Annotated in this window: 19 protein-coding genes; 13 read left to right on the top strand and 6 right to left on the bottom strand. The window is 58.9% G+C overall.

Annotation, left to right across the window (positions count from 1 at the left end):
• Nucleotides 1-43 precede the first annotated feature (43 nt).
• The 3 genes from K9B33_RS20485 to K9B33_RS20475 are packed head-to-tail and all read left to right on the top strand — an operon-like array spanning nt 44 to nt 1,764.
• A complete protein-coding gene (locus K9B33_RS20485; protein WP_224550967.1) occupies nt 44-925 on the top strand; it encodes a toprim domain-containing protein in 882 nt (293 codons plus the stop codon).
• On the top strand, nt 922-1,521 hold the full coding sequence (locus tag K9B33_RS20480) for a thermonuclease family protein (RefSeq protein ID WP_224550966.1): 600 nt from the start codon (nt 922-924) through the stop codon (nt 1,519-1,521). Before K9B33_RS20485 ends, K9B33_RS20480 begins: the two co-directional genes overlap by 4 nt.
• A gap of 45 nt (nt 1,522-1,566) precedes the next feature.
• Complete coding sequence (locus K9B33_RS20475; RefSeq protein ID WP_224550965.1) at nt 1,567-1,764, top strand: hypothetical protein; 198 nt, start codon at nt 1,567-1,569, stop codon at nt 1,762-1,764.
• Between the two features lie 198 nt (nt 1,765-1,962).
• Here K9B33_RS20475 and K9B33_RS20470 read toward each other — a convergent pair whose 3' ends face one another.
• Both K9B33_RS20470 and K9B33_RS20465 read right to left on the bottom strand, forming a co-directional pair.
• Nucleotides 1,963-2,235, bottom strand: a complete 273-nt coding sequence (locus K9B33_RS20470; protein ID WP_224550964.1) for a type II toxin-antitoxin system YafQ family toxin — start codon at nt 2,233-2,235, stop codon at nt 1,963-1,965.
• Entirely contained in the window at nt 2,232-2,801 is a 570-nt protein-coding gene (locus tag K9B33_RS20465; RefSeq protein ID WP_224550963.1) for a hypothetical protein, read from the bottom strand. The genes K9B33_RS20470 and K9B33_RS20465 overlap by 4 nt, the downstream gene beginning before the upstream one ends.
• A gap of 441 nt (nt 2,802-3,242) precedes the next feature.
• Here K9B33_RS20465 and K9B33_RS20460 point away from each other — a divergent pair, with 441 nt between their 5' ends.
• Together K9B33_RS20460 and K9B33_RS20455 are read left to right on the top strand one after the other, a co-directional pair.
• Nucleotides 3,243-3,521, top strand: a complete 279-nt coding sequence (locus K9B33_RS20460; protein ID WP_125999676.1) for a type II toxin-antitoxin system RelB/DinJ family antitoxin — start codon at nt 3,243-3,245, stop codon at nt 3,519-3,521.
• A 553-nt stretch (nt 3,522-4,074) separates the two neighbouring features.
• Entirely contained in the window at nt 4,075-5,010 is a 936-nt protein-coding gene (locus K9B33_RS20455) for an ArdC family protein (RefSeq protein ID WP_224550962.1), read from the top strand.
• A 135-nt stretch (nt 5,011-5,145) separates the two neighbouring features.
• Here the strand turns inward: K9B33_RS20455 and K9B33_RS20450 are convergent, their stop codons facing one another.
• A complete protein-coding gene (locus K9B33_RS20450) occupies nt 5,146-5,604 on the bottom strand; it encodes a hypothetical protein (RefSeq protein ID WP_224550961.1) in 459 nt (152 codons plus the stop codon).
• Nucleotides 5,605-5,799: 195 nt separating this feature from the next.
• Between K9B33_RS20450 and K9B33_RS20445 the strand changes: the two genes are divergently transcribed.
• The 8 genes from K9B33_RS20445 to K9B33_RS20410 all read left to right on the top strand — a co-directional run bounded on the left by K9B33_RS20445 (nt 5,800) and on the right by K9B33_RS20410 (nt 13,322).
• Nucleotides 5,800-6,576, top strand: coding sequence for a hypothetical protein (locus tag K9B33_RS20445; protein ID WP_224550960.1), 777 nt, complete (start codon nt 5,800-5,802; stop codon nt 6,574-6,576).
• A gap of 433 nt (nt 6,577-7,009) precedes the next feature.
• Nucleotides 7,010-7,201, top strand: coding sequence for a hypothetical protein (locus K9B33_RS20440; protein ID WP_224550959.1), 192 nt, complete (start codon nt 7,010-7,012; stop codon nt 7,199-7,201).
• A gap of 40 nt (nt 7,202-7,241) precedes the next feature.
• Nucleotides 7,242-9,065, top strand: a complete 1,824-nt coding sequence (locus tag K9B33_RS20435; protein WP_224550958.1) for a ParB/RepB/Spo0J family partition protein — start codon at nt 7,242-7,244, stop codon at nt 9,063-9,065.
• 174 nt (nt 9,066-9,239) lie between these two features.
• Nucleotides 9,240-9,854, top strand: coding sequence for a hypothetical protein (locus K9B33_RS20430; RefSeq protein WP_224550957.1), 615 nt, complete (start codon nt 9,240-9,242; stop codon nt 9,852-9,854).
• A 110-nt stretch (nt 9,855-9,964) separates the two neighbouring features.
• Nucleotides 9,965-10,888, top strand: a complete 924-nt coding sequence (locus K9B33_RS20425) for a hypothetical protein (protein WP_224550956.1) — start codon at nt 9,965-9,967, stop codon at nt 10,886-10,888.
• A 376-nt stretch (nt 10,889-11,264) separates the two neighbouring features.
• Nucleotides 11,265-11,651, top strand: coding sequence for a DUF3768 domain-containing protein (locus K9B33_RS20420; protein ID WP_224550955.1), 387 nt, complete (start codon nt 11,265-11,267; stop codon nt 11,649-11,651).
• Between the two features lie 127 nt (nt 11,652-11,778).
• Nucleotides 11,779-12,036: a hypothetical protein gene (locus K9B33_RS20415; protein ID WP_224550954.1), complete on the top strand. Its 258-nt coding sequence runs from the start codon at nt 11,779-11,781 to the stop codon at nt 12,034-12,036.
• Between the two features lie 2 nt (nt 12,037-12,038).
• Nucleotides 12,039-13,322 (top strand): Fic/DOC family protein, encoded by a 1,284-nt coding sequence (locus K9B33_RS20410; protein ID WP_224550953.1) that lies wholly within the window; start codon nt 12,039-12,041, stop codon nt 13,320-13,322.
• A 32-nt stretch (nt 13,323-13,354) separates the two neighbouring features.
• On the opposite strand, the gene K9B33_RS20405 is transcribed toward K9B33_RS20410, so the two are convergent.
• From K9B33_RS20405 to K9B33_RS20395, 3 genes are all read right to left on the bottom strand, one after another.
• A complete protein-coding gene (locus K9B33_RS20405) occupies nt 13,355-14,566 on the bottom strand; it encodes a GIY-YIG nuclease family protein (RefSeq protein ID WP_224550952.1) in 1,212 nt (403 codons plus the stop codon).
• A complete protein-coding gene (locus K9B33_RS20400) occupies nt 14,566-16,644 on the bottom strand; it encodes a DEAD/DEAH box helicase (protein ID WP_224550951.1) in 2,079 nt (692 codons plus the stop codon). The genes K9B33_RS20405 and K9B33_RS20400 overlap by 1 nt, the downstream gene beginning before the upstream one ends.
• A 3-nt stretch (nt 16,645-16,647) precedes the next feature.
• Nucleotides 16,648-17,945, bottom strand: a 1,298-nt coding sequence (locus tag K9B33_RS20395; protein WP_318011158.1) for a class I SAM-dependent DNA methyltransferase, incomplete at its 5' end; no start/stop codon positions are given.

Below are 17,945 nucleotides of genomic sequence, written 5' to 3'. Positions count from 1 at the left end.
CACTGCGATACCGTGATGCCGCGCTTCAACGGAGGTCTCTTAAATGGCCCGACGGCATACCGCCACGATTGAGGATCAGGCAGATCGAATTGTTCGCCAGCTTGGCGGTCGGTGGACCGGCGATTTTGCGATGTGCAAATGCCCCGCCCATACCGATGGCAAGGCAAGTCTTTCCATCCGCGTTGGCGATCGGGCCGTGCTGTTCCATTGCTTCGCGGGATGCACGGCAGAGGCGATCATGACGGCCCTGCGGTCCGGCAAGATCCTCGCGCCTGCCAACCATGATCCGGGGCAGCGCCAGGAGGGCAAGGCAGATCTCAACAAGCTCGCACTCGCCGTTTGGCGTCACGCCGATCCGTTCCCCGGTACGCTGGCAGATCGCTATCTGCGCGCACGTGCGATCGTGCCGGCGGGGATCAACGTGCGCTTCGATCCGCGATGCCAATGCGGGGCGGGTGCCGCCAAAGCCTTCGCCCCCGCCCTGATCGTGCCGATAGAGGAAGACGCTGGCGTCGTCGCCATCCATCGCACGTTCCTCACCCCCGATGGCCGCTGGAAGGCCGATATGGACGAACCCAAGCGGATGCTTGGTCATCCCGGTGTCGGTGCGGTGCGGTGGGGCGGCATCCCAAGCGACGGCGTCCTGCGTCTCGCTGAAGGCGTCGAAGATGCCGCAAGTGTCATGAACCTGCTCGAACCGGGTCACTTCGTCTGGCCGGTATTGGGTATCGAGCGCTATCAGGGGATTTCCATCCCAGAGAGCATCCATACCGTTATCGTCTATAGCCAGCATGGCGTCGAGGCTGCGCGGGCGGTGGAGCGAGCGACGCCGAACCTGACTGGCAACGGTCGCCGACTGCTCACCAAGCTGCCGCCCCATAGGGGCGACTGGAACGACCTTCTGCGTGAGATACGTGCGGCATGAAGCTGTTCCCCGGTGTCCCGCCCTTCCAGCGCTGGATGATGGGCGCGGCCTTCGTGATCGTCGCGGTCTATTCCATTTCCCAGAATAAAGCGTCGCTCGTGGAGGCATCGCAGACCCAGCTATCCTCCCCTTCCCCGCGGATCATCGATGGTGACACGGTAGATTTTGCCAATGGGCGGGTGCGGATCGTTGGCATTGATGCTCCTGACGATGATCGTCCCCAGCTCAAGGCGATGGCCAGCGAGGCGTTGCGGGAGTTGGCACGGCGCGACGGCGGCATGACCTGTTCGGCATCGTTGTTCGACTATGCGCTGCGGCGCGAAGAGCAGTGCCGCACTACGGCCAAGAGTTACGGGCGGCTCAACCTGTCGTGCCGCTTCCCCGGCAACAAGGCGAGCGTCGGCGCCACGATGGTCGCACAAGGCTACGCCGTCGATTACCGCGTCTATTCAGGTGGCGCCTATGTCGATCTGATGCGTAAAGCGGCGGCGCAGCGTGCAGGTCTGTGGGGCGTCGATTATGAAGGCATGCGGCAGCTCGCGATCCAAAAGGCACAGGTGCCAGAGGGATGCGATGTCGGCACCCTCAAAAAGTAGCCGGCCCGCGCGGTCGGCAGTCCCTGTGGATGGCAGGGGCCGGTGATGCAGCGCGGTTCGGGATTCTGCGCGCTGGTGGGGCGCTGGGGCCTGGCGCTGTCACTGGTGATTGGCGCGGTCCTGCTCGGCCGCATCTTTCGGGATATGCCTTACCTGCTGCCCAATCGTCTCCCCGGCATCGTTCTTACGAAATGGGGCCTGGATTGCTGCTCGCCGTGGCGAGCGGGTGCGCCGTCGCGTTGACGCGCGGGCATTGTCGCGGATTGACAAGAGTGGTCCTGTTCACGCTCGCCGCCCTGGCCGCTGGCACTCTTGTCCTTGGCACTACGCATAGTGCTTCGCTTGCCGGGCAGTGGCTTTGATCGAGCAGGCAGGCGCCCTGCGGGGCGAGGCATCGGCGCCTTTGGCGGCCGTGGACCTCGCCCCGATCGGGCGCGCGGGTCATCCGAACAGTTCGCTGTGCGAACCGATACGGGCGAGGACCAGCGCCTCTTCGGTCTTGCGGTATATCAGCACCAGATCAGGTTTGACGTGGCAGTCCCGGTAGCCCTTCCAGTCACCGGAGAGCGGGTGGTCTGAAAGGTTCGTCGGCAGCACCTCGTCCATGACCAGCATGTCGAGTACAGGCTGCAGGACGGTATCAAGCGTGGCGTCGGATCGCTTCTCGCGCTTGTAATCGCGCTTGAAACGGCCCGTAATCTCTACGGGTCTCATTCCGCGCCTCCCGTGGTCGGCAGGTCCACCTTGGCCTTGGCTGCCGCGTCGATGACAGGCTGCGGAATGACCGGCGGCGCGCCATCAGGCGGAAACGGCGTCCACTCGACGGTCATATCGCCCGCGCCGATCTCCAGCGCCGTTTCCAGCAGGGCGGCATAGCTCGTGGCAGTCAGGCCCGGCGTCTTCACCGAATGATGCCAGCGCAGGATGAAGTGCGGGTTCCAGATGATCGCGTTGCCCATCGGCCCGGACTTGCCCGGCTTGATGTCGATGAACTTCAGTTCCTGAAGTTTCTTCATCCGGGTGGCCCAGGTATGTTCACCGCGCTGACCGCCGAAACCCGAGGCATTGGCCATGTCGCTATGCTTGTTCAGGATGACATACGAGTTGTCCCACGTATGGCACCACAAGGTCAGGTAGGTCGACGATACCGGCGCCCCCTTGGTCATCTCGTCCATGATCTTGAGGATCAACGGCATCGTTTTGGGGATCGTTGCAAACCCCTTGTTAGCCTTGCGATTCCACAGCCAGGTTTCCATACCCGGCCAGTGCAGTTCGCGCATGGCGAGCTGCTTTTTCGTAATCGCACTCGCCTCCCTGGTCGTCGCCATTCGATTTACTCCATAGTGTCGCGGCCCTGTTGCGGCGACAAACAGGTTATGCGAGATTTATTGTCGTTTTTCAATGACTTAGGTATTGACTCGCGCAACATAGGATGTGCGCTCGTTGCAACTACGGTATGATTATTTGCGCAAGTTAATGCAACTAAAATCATTCTGTGCAACATATGTTTCAGAGAGACCCGTTTTTTCGGCTTGTTTTCAACGGGTTACAGGCGCCTTTATCTGTGCTCGAATGTGCTTATGTCCTCCCACGTGCTCTCCGTTCTCCACGTGCTCCCGGGAGAGTGCAGAGAGGGGTAGTGGTTGACTCTGTGCCGTTAAGAAGCCATTTACGCTTTGTAGCTACAATGTGGCTCAGATGATTTCAATGGGGTGATTAAAGTGGCAGCGGCCGACGTAGTACGTGCTCGGATTGATTCCGATTTGAAGAAGGAAGCCAGCGCAGTGCTTGCCGGGATGGGCCTGTCTGTGTCCGACGCTATCCGCCTGATGCTGGTACGCGTCGCCTCCGACAAGAACCTGCCCTTCGACATCCGCGTCCCTAACGCCACCACCCAGGCCGCACTTCGCGATGCGTCCGAAGGGCGCGTGGAGCGCTTCGCCAGTGTTTCCGATCTCATGGGCGCACTCAATGCCGATGATGACGAGGATCAGGACTGACCTTCCCCTACCGCTTCGCCGGGCAGCAGATCCGCGCTGAAGCTGAAACTTGCATGTGGTGGGTGACGGGAAACGTGGTCGCATTCCGGCCCGCCACCCGCGATGGCGCATAGCGCCAGCCTATCTTCGGTCAAGGTAAGAGGCGGGGCACGACCCTTGCGGGTACGGCTCTATCGGCCCCTACGGCGCCGACCGAGCCGCCGATGGCGTCTCGGCCCATCCGGGTCACGATCCTCGCGCTGGTGCCCCTGTGGCGCACCCAGCAGAGCTCGCGCGCATGGTTTGACGCGCCGCAGCCCTCCCCCGGAGGCCATCGACACATGGGGAACACCAAGGGCTACTGCCCTTTCGTTCCCGAACGACAATCGTGCCCCCCGTGTAATCCGCCAAGCACGGCACCCGACGCCTTGCAGCCGTCGGCCGCGCTAGGGCGGCTCGCCCGCGCCAGGAGCAAGATTCTCGCCCTCCCTCCCCATCCCGTTCCTCGCCGGAAAGGCAGAGCCGTATGCCGCAGAGCAAGCGGCTTTCAGCCTCAAGTGGAAAGGACGAAATCATGGGACGCATCACCGACAACCGGGCCGACGTCTATCAGGAAATCACCGACCAGATGATCGCCATGATCGAGGCTGGCACTCGGCCTTGGTCGAAATCGTGGAACGGCAGCAATGCGCCCACCATCCCGCTGCGCTCTACCGGCGTGCCCTATCGTGGCATCAACGTCCTGACCTTGTGGGTCGCTTCCATGACCAAAGGTTTTGCCTCCCCCCATTGGCTGACCTTCAAACAGGCGCTCGCGCTGGGCGGCTGTGTCCGCAAAGGCGAGAAGGGATCAACCGTGGTCTATGCCAACAAGATCATGGTGGGGGATGGCAGCCACGGTGAAGCCAACGGCGAAGCGGGTGAAGGGGGGCAGCGGCAGGTTGCTTTCCTAAAACGCTACACGGTGTTCAACGCCGAGCAGATCGATGGCATCGAGGCGCAATATCCCACCCCCGTGCCGATCATCACCGCCACCAATCCCGATGACCGCGACGCCGAGCTTGATGCGCTCTTTGGCCGGGTGCCCGTCACGGTGCGCCATCACGGTGCGCAGCCCTATTACCGGCCGAGCGCGGATCATGTCGTCATGCCGCATTTTGCCGATTTCCATACCAGCGACGACTATTATTCGACCCTTGCCCACGAACTATGCCACGCCAGCGGCCATCAGGACCGGCTTGCCCGTCCCACCCTCCTTTCCACGAAGAGAGAGGACTACGCACGGGAGGAATTGGTGGCCGAGCTGGGCGCCGCATTCGTCAGCGGCGCGATCGGCATCAAACTTCATGATCGCGAAGACCATGCCGCCTACCTGTCGAGCTGGTTGCAGGCGTTGCGCAATGACAAGCGGTGCATCTTCACTGCCGCGCGCCAAGCACAAGACGCCGCAGACTGGCTATTGAGCCATATGGGCGCAGAGCAAGCCGCAACGCTGGAGGAGGCAGCCTGACGGCCATGCGGTCCCGGCCCTACGCGGGCCGGGGCTGATCGGGAAAATTCGCGCGCCGCACTCCCGCAAGCGGGCGCGCGGCGCAGGTCGTTCGATCACGACCGGGATTGTGACGCCAGTGCGGTGTGGTTGGCCTCAGCGTACCCCATCATGATGCCTTGCTTCAAAAAGGTGGTCATTGATCAGCTTCTGAAGCTTCTCGCTGAACACCGCGTCAGAGTAGTTTCCCTGCCGATAGGAAACGCCATCGGTCGAGCGGAAATCAGGCTTTTCACGGTTGGGCTGAACAGACGATATTTCCAGATGGTCGCCCGATATTGCCTTGTTCATGTGCAGCGCGCGCTTGCGTCCGTTGCCGTGAACCAACGTGACGCCAATGCCCGTCGCCCCGGTTGAGACCTGCATAGTGATCCCGCGGGTTGCCAGTTGCGCCTTGTAGGTCTCGGCGATCGCGGCTGCATCTTTCACAGCCTGCTCGATGAAGGCTGCTTTAGCAGGAGCTGCAGCTTCAGCCTCAGCGGCATCCGCCTTCTGCTCGGCAAGCGTCGCATCGACCTTGGCAAAGAAATCATCGAACGAAGCGGGTTCGGACACGAGCAAACTCCATCATATTATGTCCTGGCAAGGACTTGGGTTTGATCGACTAATCGATGCGCCTACAAGCCGCAATCTCGCACCCTGCATTTGCAGCAATGATCCTGCCCGGTGGTACGATCGGCACTTTCGCCTTAACCGCTTTAGCGCGCGCTACTATGTAGCGCATTGCGCACAACTACGCTGGGGGCAAACTTGGTCGATTTCCATGTCACAGTAGCCCAAGCGGCTGCCGATAGCAGCAGTGCATGGAAAGACTACGGCGTCCCGTTTGCTACAGCTATCCTGGGCGCGCTGCTGGCCTACGTACCGTCGCGGCTGCTCGCCGGTCGCGCCACGAAGGAACTGGTCGCGCGTGACGAGAAGGCACGCCGGGAAGCAGAGGTCGTGGCTGCGCGCCGCGTGTTCATTAAGCTCAGTGTCCTGGTCAATGCGATCCTCGACTATCATAATGAGATCGAAGGAAGGATCGCTCAGGCTGAGCAGGCCGGTAATAGCGAAATGACGATAGCCCAACGACTTTCCGCGTTCGTGGGCGTTAACCGAGAACCCTCCGTATCGTTTTCGGTTGACGAACTGGAAGTGTTCATCGCGGCGAAAAGGCCCGATTACGTCGACAATCTTGTGCTCCTTTCCCGCCGCCATGGTGCGATGTTGTCCATGCTGGCAGCCTTCGGTCAGATGAAAACAGACCTTCATTACGAACTAGCCAAGCACGGGCATACCAGCAGGGATAGCGATCAGGTTTCAACCACCGCGGCACGTATGCCAGCATCGCTGGGCAACTATTTTCGCGTTCAAATGGACGAATTGAACCTCTTTGCGGTTTCGATGCGCCAGACGATTGCTGCCTTTGCGGCCTTCGCGCGCGAGGTAGCGCAGGATTATGGGCCTATTACGCGGGCCTATCTTGGCGCTGATGCGACATTGGATCTTGCTGAAGGGCCAGCGGAACCTTCTAGGGACCAGTAACAAGCGGGGCGCGACCCTGTCGGGCACGGCTCTATCGGCGCACGCGCCGACCAAGCCACCGTGCCGGCGTCTCGGCCCATTCGGGTGACGATCCTCGCGTGAGGGGGTGTGCCATGTGGCACACCCCTACAGCCGCGCTGTAGCGCGCGGTGGCGTTCGTAGGGCGTCCACGGCCCCCCCCCGGAGGCCCGCTGCCTTGGGGGAACACCAAGGGCTGCTGCCCTTTCGTTCCCGAAGCAAAATCGACAGCCCCGTGTGGTCCGCCAAGCGCGGCACCCGTCGCCCCATTCGGGGCGTCGGCCGCGCTAGGGCGGCCTGCCCGCGCCAGGCCATCGATTTTCCCCCTCCCTCCCCATCCCGCTCCTCGCCGGAGGGGCAGAGCCGCATGCCGCAGAGCAAGCGGCTTTCAGCCCAAGGAAAGGAGACAAGGACAATGGCTTACACCCGATACAAGGGCGATCCCTACTGGAAGCGGGCCAAGGTGGACGGGACCAGTCAGGACGGCACCCCCTATCGCAAGGGCGAGCGGGTGTTCTTCTACCCCCGAACCGGCGCGACCTACGCAGGCGATGCCGCAACGCGCGCCTCTGCCGAATTTGACGAACTTGCAGCCCTTGAAGGCTGACCTCCCCCATTCCCGACATTACAGATCAGGAGCTTTCATCATGGCTATCATCACCCCCAAGCTGTCGCAGCTTCGCCTTTCCCCGCTCAATCAGCGCCGCATCAAGCCCGCCGCCATCGACTCCATGGCCGACGACATCCACGCACACGGCCTGCTGCAGAACCTTGTCGCCTATGAGGAAGACGGCCTGTTCTGGGTCTTCGCAGGGGGGCGTCGCTATCGCGGCCTCAAGGAACTGGTGAAGCGCAAAAAGGTCAGGAACAGCGACCTCATCCCCGTCGAAGTCCGCACCAAGGAAGAGGCCATCGAACTGTCGCTGGCAGAGAATTTCCAGCGTGAGGACATGCACCCGGCAGACAGCATCCGCGCCTTCGCCGCCTTGCGCGATACCGGCATGGACGCCGAGGAAATCGCGGCCCGCTTCGGTCAGGCGGTCAGCTTCGTCTATAAGATGCTGCGCCTTTCTGCGCTGGCTCCGGTGCTGATCGAGCTGATCGCAAAGGATCAATTGTCGCTCGAAGCAGCGCGCGCGCTCACCCTTACCGACGATCATGATTTCCAGATCAAGGTCTGCAAGGCTGCGAACGGCCACGCCCACACCATCCGCAGGATGCTCACCACCGAAAAGGTCGAGACGACCAGCGGCCTGTTCCTGTTCGTTGGGCGCGAAGCCTATGAGGCCAAGGGCGGCACGATCACCGTGGACCTGTTCAGCCAAGGCGACGAAGGTTTTGCCGACACCCCCGAACTGGTGGAGGAACTGGCAGAGGAAAAGCTGGAAGCCATTGCCGCCGAGTATCGCAGCATCGGGTGGTATGAAGTGTGTGCGCAGATCACGCAGCCTTATGACCTCTACATGAAAGGCAGCATGTATCCCGCTACCCGCGAACCGACCGAGGCTGAAAGCGAGCGCCTTGCTGTCCTTGCCGCCGAGATCGAGGCCATTGCCGACGATGAAGGCGAAGACAGCGAACGGATCGAACCGCTGGTGGACGAGCAGGATGCCATCATGGACGGCCAGCGGGTATTCACGCCCGAGCAGATCGCCGTTGGCGGCGTAGCGCTGTGGATTTCGCGGGACGGGACGCTGGGCAAGAGCATCTATCGCGCAAAGGCCGAACCCAAGCCCAAGGCAAGCCATGACGGGCCAACCCCGCTCTATAGCAATGCCCTGTTCGCGGACCTCTCGCGGATCAAGACGCGGATCGTGCAGGAAGCCGTCGCCGCCGACCCGGCGCTGGCGCTCGACATCATGCTGGACAGCCTCGCAGGCCAGTTGCTGCACGGCGCACACAGCTATCAGATGGCGGCAGAGGTTCAGGCCAAGATGGTCCCGACCGATGTGGCTGACGAACTAATGTCGACCAGCGATGTGCAGGCGGTAGAGGAAGTGATGGCAACTCGCTTTGCCGCCATCCCTGAACAGGGCCGGTTCGACGCGATCCGGGCTATGACAGGTGACGACAAGATGGCGCTGCTGGCGGGTCTTGTCGCGATGACGGTGGACGGCACCGTGTTTTCGGGCGGTTCGCCGGGGCAGCGGCATCACCAGTTCGAGCAGATCGCCCGTGCCAGCGGCGTGGACATCGCGGCGCGGTGGAAGGCTCCCATCGCCCTGTTCGACAAGATGCGCCGTGCTGCGCTGATCGATGTGCTGCGCGAGGAGGTGGGCGCGCCCAGCGCCGAGAATTGCGCTACCATCAAGAAGAAGGCCGACCTTGCCGTCAACGTATCAGAACGGTTGCCCGCTGGCTGGCTACCCGCGCCCATGAAGATCGGCGCGTTCGATCAGGCCGATACCGGGATGGAGCAGGACAGCGACATCATGGACGAAGAGGGTATGACCGAGAACGAGGACGCCTGACGGCTTGGGGGCTGGTGCGAACCGGCCCCCTTCCCTTTTGCCCGCGATTAGGTGTGATGCGGCCCGTCGCCCCCAGCGCGCCCGCCCTGCCACGGCAGGACGGGCGCTTGCGCTGTTCCTGGCGAAACCGCGCGGCGCCGCGCGACCAAGGCCGCGCGGCGCATGGGCATAAGTTTGACGATCATTGATATAAAACTGAGATCTAGTGCCATAACATCGGCAATGTATATTGATACCTTGTCTAAGGTATGTCAGATACCGTTTCAACGAATCAGGGAGGTATCAATGAGCGACATTATAGCTGTCTTCACGTCCAAGTCCGTCGAAACGATCCTGTCGGACGGTGGCTCTCAATCTTGGGCGCTCGATCGGGTTCGCGCATCGCGTTGCGATTATCTGGTGATGTGCCGGAATACGAACGATGAGCCTGAAGGACCGGAACCGCATGGTTCGGCGTTTCTTGTCGGGAAGATTTCGGACGTCGTTGCCTCGACCGAAACCCCCGGAAGGTTCAAGATCAACATCAGCCACTTCGCGCATGTCGATTGGGAAGATGAATGGACCGGCGCGCGCAATCCGGTCGCTTACTGGAAGGACAGCGATTACACCGATGGAAACGGCGGCGTCCGCGACTTTAAGGCGCTTGAGTTTCATAGCGTAGAAGAATTCGCGGTGAAGCGCAGGGCCGAAGAGGCCACGTCTGGACTGACGATCGCCGCCGCCAAAGCGGGGCTGGCCGCGAGCTTCAACGTACCGGAATCCTCGATCGAGATCATCATTCGCGCTTAAATCGAGGCTGCCGCGCGCGTGCGAGAACCGCTTGGCCGGACCGATGATGTCGGTGCGCCAAGCCGGGGTCGCCCCGTGCGCCGGACAGCAAACTTTCATGGGATGTTACCATGCCGGATGATGCGCCGCTGTGGAAGGATCAGCAACGCCATTACACTGACCCCTATCGGGGGCGACTGCCTGAACTTGAGCGCTGCATGATCCGGCATCGTGCCTTGCAAATGATCCTGGTCCTCTACCATGCGGAGGAATTGAAGCGTTCCGTCGTTGAGGCCGTTGAAACGCAGGCACGCTGGAAGCAGATCCGGGACGGCGCGGCGGAGGCCGCGCCAGCGGTATCGGAAGGCAAGAAGGTGAAGCGTGCCTTTGACTTCTTGGTGCAGGATGGGGTGCTGACGCCAGATGAGCGCGCAGAAATGGTCACGCTGATCGGCAGGCGTAACAGCATCGCGCACCATCTCGATCAGGTCACTGCCGACCTTAGCACGGACAGTTGGGTACGCGATCACCTCGCTTTCATGCCTGATCGGCAGCAATATGATTATGAGGCGCTGGATCGCCTTCAAGCGCTGCGCCGACTGCTGGAGCAACGCACGATCGAGAAGCGCTATGTTGGCATGATAAATATGCGCAGCCTGTTCTTTGACGCGACCGAGCGCGCATTGCGCGATGATCTGAAGCGTCTCGATCGGCGCATCCGCAAACTCGTCCGCCAGCGTATTGGCGCGATCAAGGCGGTAAATGGTGAACTGTCGCTTGAGGGTAGTGAATTGGTCGGGATTTTCGACCCTCGCTGGCCCGATAACCGCTATCACAGTGGCTGTCTGACGCCGCGTGGCGTCGAGATCTGCTACCGTCTCTTCGATATGGGTAAGTCTGCGATGGCGGTGGCCCATCTGATGGATTTGTCGCTGGCATCAGCGCGCGCGCGTGAAAGACAATGGCAGGGCCTGGGCGGCGGCAATCGGAGCCGCAAAAACCTTCAGGACATTCCTGCTGCCAAAATTCGTCTCAGGTACGAAGACATGCGGTGAAGACAGGCTTGGGCGCGACCCTTCCGGGTACAGCTCTATCGCTGCCTCTGGCACCGACCAAGCCACCCTGCGGGCGTCTCGGCCCATTCGGGTGACGATCCTCGCGCGGGGTGCGCCACGTGGCACACCCCTGTCGGGACTTCGCTTGGAGGGAACACCAAGGGCGCTGCCCTTTCGTTCCCGCACGACAATCGGCCGCCCGTGTAATCCGCCAAGCGCAGCACCCGAAGCCCTGCGGTCTATCGGCCGCGCTAGGACGGCTCGCCCGCGCCAGCGGCAGATTCTCGCCCTCCCTCCCCATCCCGTTCCTCGCCGGAACGGCAGGGTTGCCCGGCCCAACGGCCTTGCAGCCCATGCCAGATGAAAGGAATAGGAAATGCAGACCCCTGAACAGACCGAGGCCATCCGTCGCCTCAACGACGCTGCGCGCGCTATTCCCGGCGTGTCATGCCTTGCCAGCGCGACGATGGGATTTCAGGCCCTCCCCGATCATGACCGTTCCGCCGCATTGGCGTTGATCGCGGCGTTCTCGAAATTTGACGACAACAATGACCCCTATGGTGAGCATGATTTCGGGGCAATCTATCGCCTCGTTTCGGGCGCATGGACGCAGGACCAGCCCGATGACGATCAGGCGATAGAGGTGACGGTGTTCTGGAAGATTGACTATTACGAGCCAACTCTCACCTCCGGCAGTGAAGCACCATGGGATGCGCAACGCACCAAACGCGTTATGACTGTCATGTTATCCAATGAATACTGATGCTTATCGGTTTCAAAGTGCGACCGAACGGATGAGGCATTCGTTCGGTCGAACCGCGCTTGGCTCAAGTGATTTGTTGAGGAATCACGATGGATTGCGTAAGGTAAAGCGGGAAGGGACAGACCAGATGGCGCATATCGACCTTGAAGCATTTCGCGAGCGTGTGCGAGCCATGGCGTTCGAGCGCGGTACGCCCGATCAGGTCGCGCTTTGGCGCGAGGATGTTGCCGACGCCCGCGCCAATCTGGTCATTGAGGACATGACGCCCAGCAACGACGACGATGCGATGTTCAGCATAATGCTCGACGAGGGCGTGCCGCCCTCGCTGATGGCCTCGATCATTCTCGGCCTCTACGAGCCGGGATCATCTCCCCCAGCAGCCTGACAGTGGCTGACGACCCCTACACCTATCCCGGCACCGACATCCTGCGGAACCGGCTTGGGATTACCGATGATGCGCTGCTCAACGAAGCTGAGCGACGGCTGACGCTGGCGCGCGGCGCACACGCCGCGCGCCTTGTCTTTCCCGGTACGGCTGAGGGATACCGCGCCCTTCACAAGCACCTGTTCCAAGACCTCTATGATTGGGCCGGGCAAGATCGCAGCGTCAGCATCGCCAAGGGCGGTTCCAGCTTCGCCGCGCCCCCCTATATCGCCCGCGAAATGGACAAGGTGTTCTCGGACATGGCCGCGAGAAATGACCTGCGCGGGCTTCCACGTGATGAGTTTTTCGATCGGCTTGGAAACCACATCAACGAACTCAACGCCATTCATTCCTTCCGCGAAGGCAATGGCCGCACCATGCGCCATCATGCAGCACAGGTTGCGCGCGAGGCCGGACACCCGATCCGCATCGCCTCGATCGACAAGACAGCTTGGATGGAAGCGTCGCGCCACGGTTTCCTGAGCGGCGACCATCGTGTGATGGTCGCCGTTCTGGCTGGCGCTGCCGTTCAGCGTGATGCAGCCCCGGAAGCGCGCATCGGCGCGCATGGCATTGCGTTGCTTCCGCAACGCGCACCGCCAACAGGCCAGCGCTACCGCGTGACCTTGAACAAGGTGCGCGATGAGTTGGAACGCTATCTTCCGACCGCGCGACAGCAGGCGAACGAGCGCTTGAGGGCATTGGTTGCTGACGACGCGCCTTCAGCCCAAATCGCTAATGCCCGCACCGAATTGGCTTATGTTCGCCACGCTAAAGGGCCGGTCTATCAATCGCACCTCCTGACCTATCTCGGGGTGCGGCAAGTCGATGCGGTCATTTCGGCCGAACAGACGCCTCTGGAGCGTGTCCGTGAGATTGGTGCGGCGCTGGGTGTCCAAATCAATGCTCAGCAGTCCGTACAGCTTCAGCGGGCTGTGCGGGCGCTGGAACGCCCTATCCTTCCTCCTGGCCATGCGCCCGGGCAGGAGCGGCTAGCCGCCACGTTCCTGAAGAACTCACCTGAGAATAATTTAGCCGATACCCGGTTGGTCGCAGCGCAAGGCATTGTTGATGCTGCCATGCACACCGCTCGCGAGCGGGGGGAAAGCGCCCGCATGGTAACATCCATTGGGGAATCGACGCGCCAGCTCGTCGCTGATCGCATCAGGAGTGGTGGCGTACTAGAAGCCGATCTTCACCAGGCTTGGGAGAAACCAGCGCGATCTGACAAAGACCGTTCGCGCTAACCTCCTGCGTAGTCTGCCTACGGCGCTGCCTTTCAAGCTTTCCGAACGATCTTCTGGGAAGCGACGTCGTAACGGTAGAGATGCAGCTGGCCTTGCTGGATCAATTCCGCTGCTTGGGCTACGTGCTCAGGCAGCACATAGAACCATTCCCGGGGGGACACCTTTTTTCCGAACCTGTCGGTGATGAATAACTCTGCTGGGCGCGCAACATCAAAAAATCGATGGAGTAGGCTTTCTACTTTTTGGCGTGAAAGATTTTGGAGATGATAAGTCGCGAGAATCTCCACAGGGGCTAAGAGAAATGTCGGATCGTTGCGCGCATCGGCGATACGGCGGTGAACATCCTGACTTGTCACGCCGATCTTGTGCAGGATCATCCGCTGTTCTTTGATCGCAGGATCATCGGAGCGTGAACGAGCTACGTAGATCGTGCCAGATAGCTCCAATTGGTCGGATTCCCACTCGGGATCGAGCGGACCAGTCCCGATCTTCTGGACAATTCGCGCAGTCTTGTCGTCGTTCAACGATTTGCGGAAGGACGACATTAGAGGATCACTCTCCGTGCCATTGGAAAAGATTACTCGTAGCCGATGATCGCGTGAGCCGCCCCTCGCGGTCATTTCTGACTTTTCAGCGATCATGGCGAGAAGCCCATTCCTGATGAAGAAGTCCCCCTCGATCGGTTCGATAACAGACCACTTTTTTACCGGCTTTGCGCTGCGCTCGCCGCTTTCCAGCCCTCGCTGTACGGTCTCAAAGCGCTCCTGAAACCTCTCAAAATCTGGGCAATGTACAAATTCCGCTCGGTGGTCTGGCATGTGTCGGTCAGCAGACGGTGTCGTGTGCTTCAACTCGGTCAGAGAAAGATCCACTGTAAGATCATCATCGTCGAAGATGTCATCGAGGCTTTCCGGAACATCCATGTCCGAGGGTTCGTCACGCCACGATCTAATGGGCGCAGACACAGGCATGATTGCATTCAGCAGCCCGAGGCTGTCTGCGGCACGCATCTGATCGGTCGGTGCTTCCCGAATTTTATGCCAGATCGCGCCCAATCGCATTTCATCGTGATCCAATGCATCTGGATCAGGCAGGCGCCTATGTTTTTCGGTAAAAGCTGCGACCTCTCGCAGACCTGCAACCCCTCGGTCATGAGATGGGTCTAAGCGCGAGTTGCGGGATTTTACCTCCAGAAGCCCATATTCATCGTTCTCAGCAAAGATGTCGTCCAGGCTCGGGCGCATCACAGAGCACCTTCGCGAAGGCGCTTTGCTTTCTCAGCCTTCAGCCAAGCCTGTGCTTCGGCCATGCGTTTTTCGAGTGGATCTGCCGAATGCACGTTTGGCTCTCGGCCTTCGGCGACACGAAATGCTTTTATTCGTGGCCAGAGGGTTCGGGCCTCATCACCTGTCATATTGATGCGGAGCGCAACCATAGCGGACTGCACGTGTGCCAAAAGTTCGGCGTTAAGCGATTTCGATGCCACCTCGAAACGCTCTTGGAAAGTGTTAACGCTGTCGATCAATTCCACGTCAATATCGCGGACATTGATAAATTTTCTTACCATCTCAAGCAATGTGTTGGGGGCGGTGCCCAGCCCCTCTTCATCACTCACGTCGCTGACGAGCCGGGCAGAGGTTCCATTGAGCGGTGATTGCCCTTCCGCGAAACTTCGCTCCGCTTCCTTGCGAGCCAGCGTTAGCACGTTCATTTGTGCTGCAAGATGTTGCCGAATGGACTCGGCTTCTTCAGGATCGAGGGTCTCATAGCGTCGCTCGATAATGTCGGAGAGCACCATCTGGGTCGCTACCTCAGGTGCTGTGTCTGGAACGAGCACGCGGCGGTCCATTTCCTGATACGCCGTCGCCATCAGGTCTTGCATATCCTTTTCGCAAATTTCCCGAGCGCGATCGGTAGGAGGCTCTATCAAGCCCCTGATTCCGATCGTCACATTGCCTTCGCTGTCAGTGCCGATTGGGGCGCGCACATCACCATCTTCCCGGCGATAAAATTTGAAATTCGGTGCCAGAACCTGCTCCATCAAAAGCGAACCAGAAATCGCTTTGAGCATGTCGTTCACAGCATCGGTTACGATACCTGTCTCGACGCCAGGTTCGGCCACGAGATTTGTGAACAGTGCCTTTGGCTTGCCGGGAGCATCGCGTGTAGCCCGCCCGATAATTTGGACAATCTCGGTCAACGAGGATCGATAGCCGATCGTCAGAGCGTGTTCGCACCACACCCAGTCAAAGCCTTCCTTTGCCATGCCTAGAGCAATGATAATATCGACCTTGGCACGATCCGCAGCATCATCACGACGTCCATCCGACCCTTTAATCTCGCGGGTGAGGGAAGCCTTTACGATGTCTCGCCCAGGTCCATCGTCAACAAGATCGGCAACTTTGAGAATACGACCGTCCGGCCGACGCACTAAATCAAAACCAGTTTCGGGATCTCGTCCTTCGTGCTTTCCCAAAAAATCGATGATTTTGCCAACTTCATTGTATTTGTCGTCGAACGCTTCGGACGCTCCGCGGTGCGGGATATGAACAATGGTTTTTTGGTCGGAGTTGAGTACCCCCGGCAGCCCGTTAATGTATTTTCCTTTGTAAAATTCGTAGTTAATCCCGAGAGCCTTGAGAAACTCATAGCCTTCAAGCTGTTCGTAGTAGCTGTAAGTGATCTTTGTGAAGCGATCCTCATCTTCAGCCCGTAAGACCGGATCGGCGTCACCACGGAAATAGCTGCCGGTCATCGCCATCACATGGCATTCGGCGCGGATTATCAGGCTGCGGAGGATCACGCCAAGACGATTATTGTCGGACGCTGATACGTGATGAAACTCGTCAATGGCGATAAAGCAGCTATCGAAAGCCTCTATCCCGATATTCCGCACCACTTCGTCAAAACCAAAGCGGAACGTGGCATGTGTGCAGACTAGCACCTTGGCATCACTGTTCATGAAGGCTGCGAACGCCTTCACTTTCTGTTTGTCTGCATCTTCGCCAGTTAGGCACAGGTTCCATCGATCATCGACTTCCCAATCGGCTTCAAAGCCGTCGCGGGCTAGATCAGTAGATCGGAAAGACCCGCCGATAGACGTCTCAGGAACGCAGACGATAGTTTTTGCCAGGCCTTGGTGGCGCATCTTGTCAAGGGCGACAAACATCAGAGCACGGCTTTTGCCAGCAGCCGGAGGCGCTTTCAGCAGCAGAAATTGCGCCGCTCGGGCCTCATAGGTGCGAGCTTGCATCGGTCGCTGGCCCAAGGCGTTAGTCTTCGCCGTGGACTTGCCATACGTGACATTGAGCATCTCAACCATTCGTCAGACCCCCTTTTTCTGCGAGGCTTGTTTGTCCAACGATTTCGTTTTGGCTGCATAAAGCTTGAAGAGCTTTTCCAGCCTTTCGGTGTCGTTGCGGAATGGGCGGCCGATATACATCGTTTCGAGCAGCTCGTCGTTTTCGCGGTGAGCCTCCCTCAAGTCATGAGGCATTTTATCCGGATCATATAACTCTGCGATCGTAGCCGGATAATGAGAATAACGGCATTTTAGGATGCGACGGGCAGAAGCTGACAGATCCTCTAGCTGTCCCTCGCTAAATTTCGGCACAGGGAAGGTGTTCCAACCAAGGGTGTTTGAGTAGCGGAAATCGGATTTCAATTTGCCGCATACGGTGGCGATCCAAGTGAGATGCAGGCGCGATGCGATGATTGCGATGCACCATTCAGGTGCATCGTACAAAACCTGATTGAGGTTGGAAGCAATGACATCAGCGCCCACCCTTTCAACTGGGAGATAAGGTCGTCGTTCAGAAGTCACACTTGGAATCAAGATCGCATGATGCCTTGAAGAAATATGCTCTCTGAATTGATGAGGTCTTTCTGCCAAGGCTATGCCGGCGTCATCCTTCATTTCCAACCTAGCTATTCGCGTCTTCTCGACACGGTCTGCAATCACAGGAATATTAAGCGCTTCACTAGCGTCATTGTCAGAGATCCATAGGCAATATCGTTCAATGCCTTTGACTACCTCTTGCGACCCCATGAGTTTGCGAATGAACTTTTCCGACTCTGGATAACTGGATATGAACTCAAACTTTTCCTCTGGAGATAAAATGAGATTTCCAGCGTCATATGGCATGCAGCCAAAAGACATATGGGGGAGTCCAAATAGACTTTTGTTGGATGCGCTCACTAGCACATCTTCATAGTTAACCAAATATGGATTGATATGATCGACGGAAGTTTCGATATTTTCATCGAATAGGCGTTTTTTTGAATTAGATACATTTCTAATTCCGGTAATTACGCAAATCACCGCTGCATTTTTCGCTGCGCTATTTCTCCATTTAAAAGATCGATGCGCAAAATGAATCTCTAATTCGTTGGTAAGAACCGATGGCCATAGTAGAGGCACTGAAGCGCCTTGGCATAGAGAATTAGTCGAAACGAGTGCAGCGGCAGCATTCCGTCCACGAATATACTCTGCAGATTTGAAAGTCCAACCGGCAACGAAATCCAAAGCCTTAAAAGTCTTCAGTTTTCCCGAGAAAACATAATCTCTATCGGACTTTTGGTCATCGTCTTGTTTAGCTTTTCCCAAAAATGGGGGGTTTCCAG

It is taken from the genome of Sphingobium sp. 3R8 (assembly GCF_020166615.1).
Taxonomy (GTDB): Bacteria; Pseudomonadota; Alphaproteobacteria; order Sphingomonadales; family Sphingomonadaceae; genus Sphingobium; species Sphingobium bisphenolicum.
Note: the sequence above shows the minus strand (reverse complement) of the source record. Positions and strands in the feature narration are given on the sequence as shown.

Excerpts from the sequence above, each read along its gene's own strand:
- K9B33_RS20485 (WP_224550967.1), top strand. The coding sequence starts at position 44 with ATGGCCCGACGGCATACCGCCACGATTGAGGATCAGGCAGATCGAATT.
- K9B33_RS20480 (WP_224550966.1), top strand. The coding sequence starts at position 922 with ATGAAGCTGTTCCCCGGTGTCCCGCCCTTCCAGCGCTGGATGATGGGC.
- K9B33_RS20475 (WP_224550965.1), top strand. The coding sequence starts at position 1,567 with ATGCAGCGCGGTTCGGGATTCTGCGCGCTGGTGGGGCGCTGGGGCCTG.
- K9B33_RS20470 (WP_224550964.1), bottom strand. The coding sequence starts at position 2,235 with ATGAGACCCGTAGAGATTACGGGCCGTTTCAAGCGCGATTACAAGCGC.
- K9B33_RS20465 (WP_224550963.1), bottom strand. The coding sequence starts at position 2,801 with ATGCGCGAACTGCACTGGCCGGGTATGGAAACCTGGCTGTGGAATCGC.
- K9B33_RS20455 (WP_224550962.1), top strand. The coding sequence starts at position 4,075 with ATGGGACGCATCACCGACAACCGGGCCGACGTCTATCAGGAAATCACC.
- K9B33_RS20440 (WP_224550959.1), top strand. The coding sequence starts at position 7,010 with ATGGCTTACACCCGATACAAGGGCGATCCCTACTGGAAGCGGGCCAAG.
- K9B33_RS20435 (WP_224550958.1), top strand. The coding sequence starts at position 7,242 with ATGGCTATCATCACCCCCAAGCTGTCGCAGCTTCGCCTTTCCCCGCTC.
- K9B33_RS20425 (WP_224550956.1), top strand. The coding sequence starts at position 9,965 with ATGCCGGATGATGCGCCGCTGTGGAAGGATCAGCAACGCCATTACACT.
- K9B33_RS20420 (WP_224550955.1), top strand. The coding sequence starts at position 11,265 with ATGCAGACCCCTGAACAGACCGAGGCCATCCGTCGCCTCAACGACGCT.
- K9B33_RS20415 (WP_224550954.1), top strand. The coding sequence starts at position 11,779 with ATGGCGCATATCGACCTTGAAGCATTTCGCGAGCGTGTGCGAGCCATG.
- K9B33_RS20405 (WP_224550952.1), bottom strand. The coding sequence starts at position 14,566 with ATGCGCCCGAGCCTGGACGACATCTTTGCTGAGAACGATGAATATGGG.
- K9B33_RS20400 (WP_224550951.1), bottom strand. The coding sequence starts at position 16,644 with ATGGTTGAGATGCTCAATGTCACGTATGGCAAGTCCACGGCGAAGACT.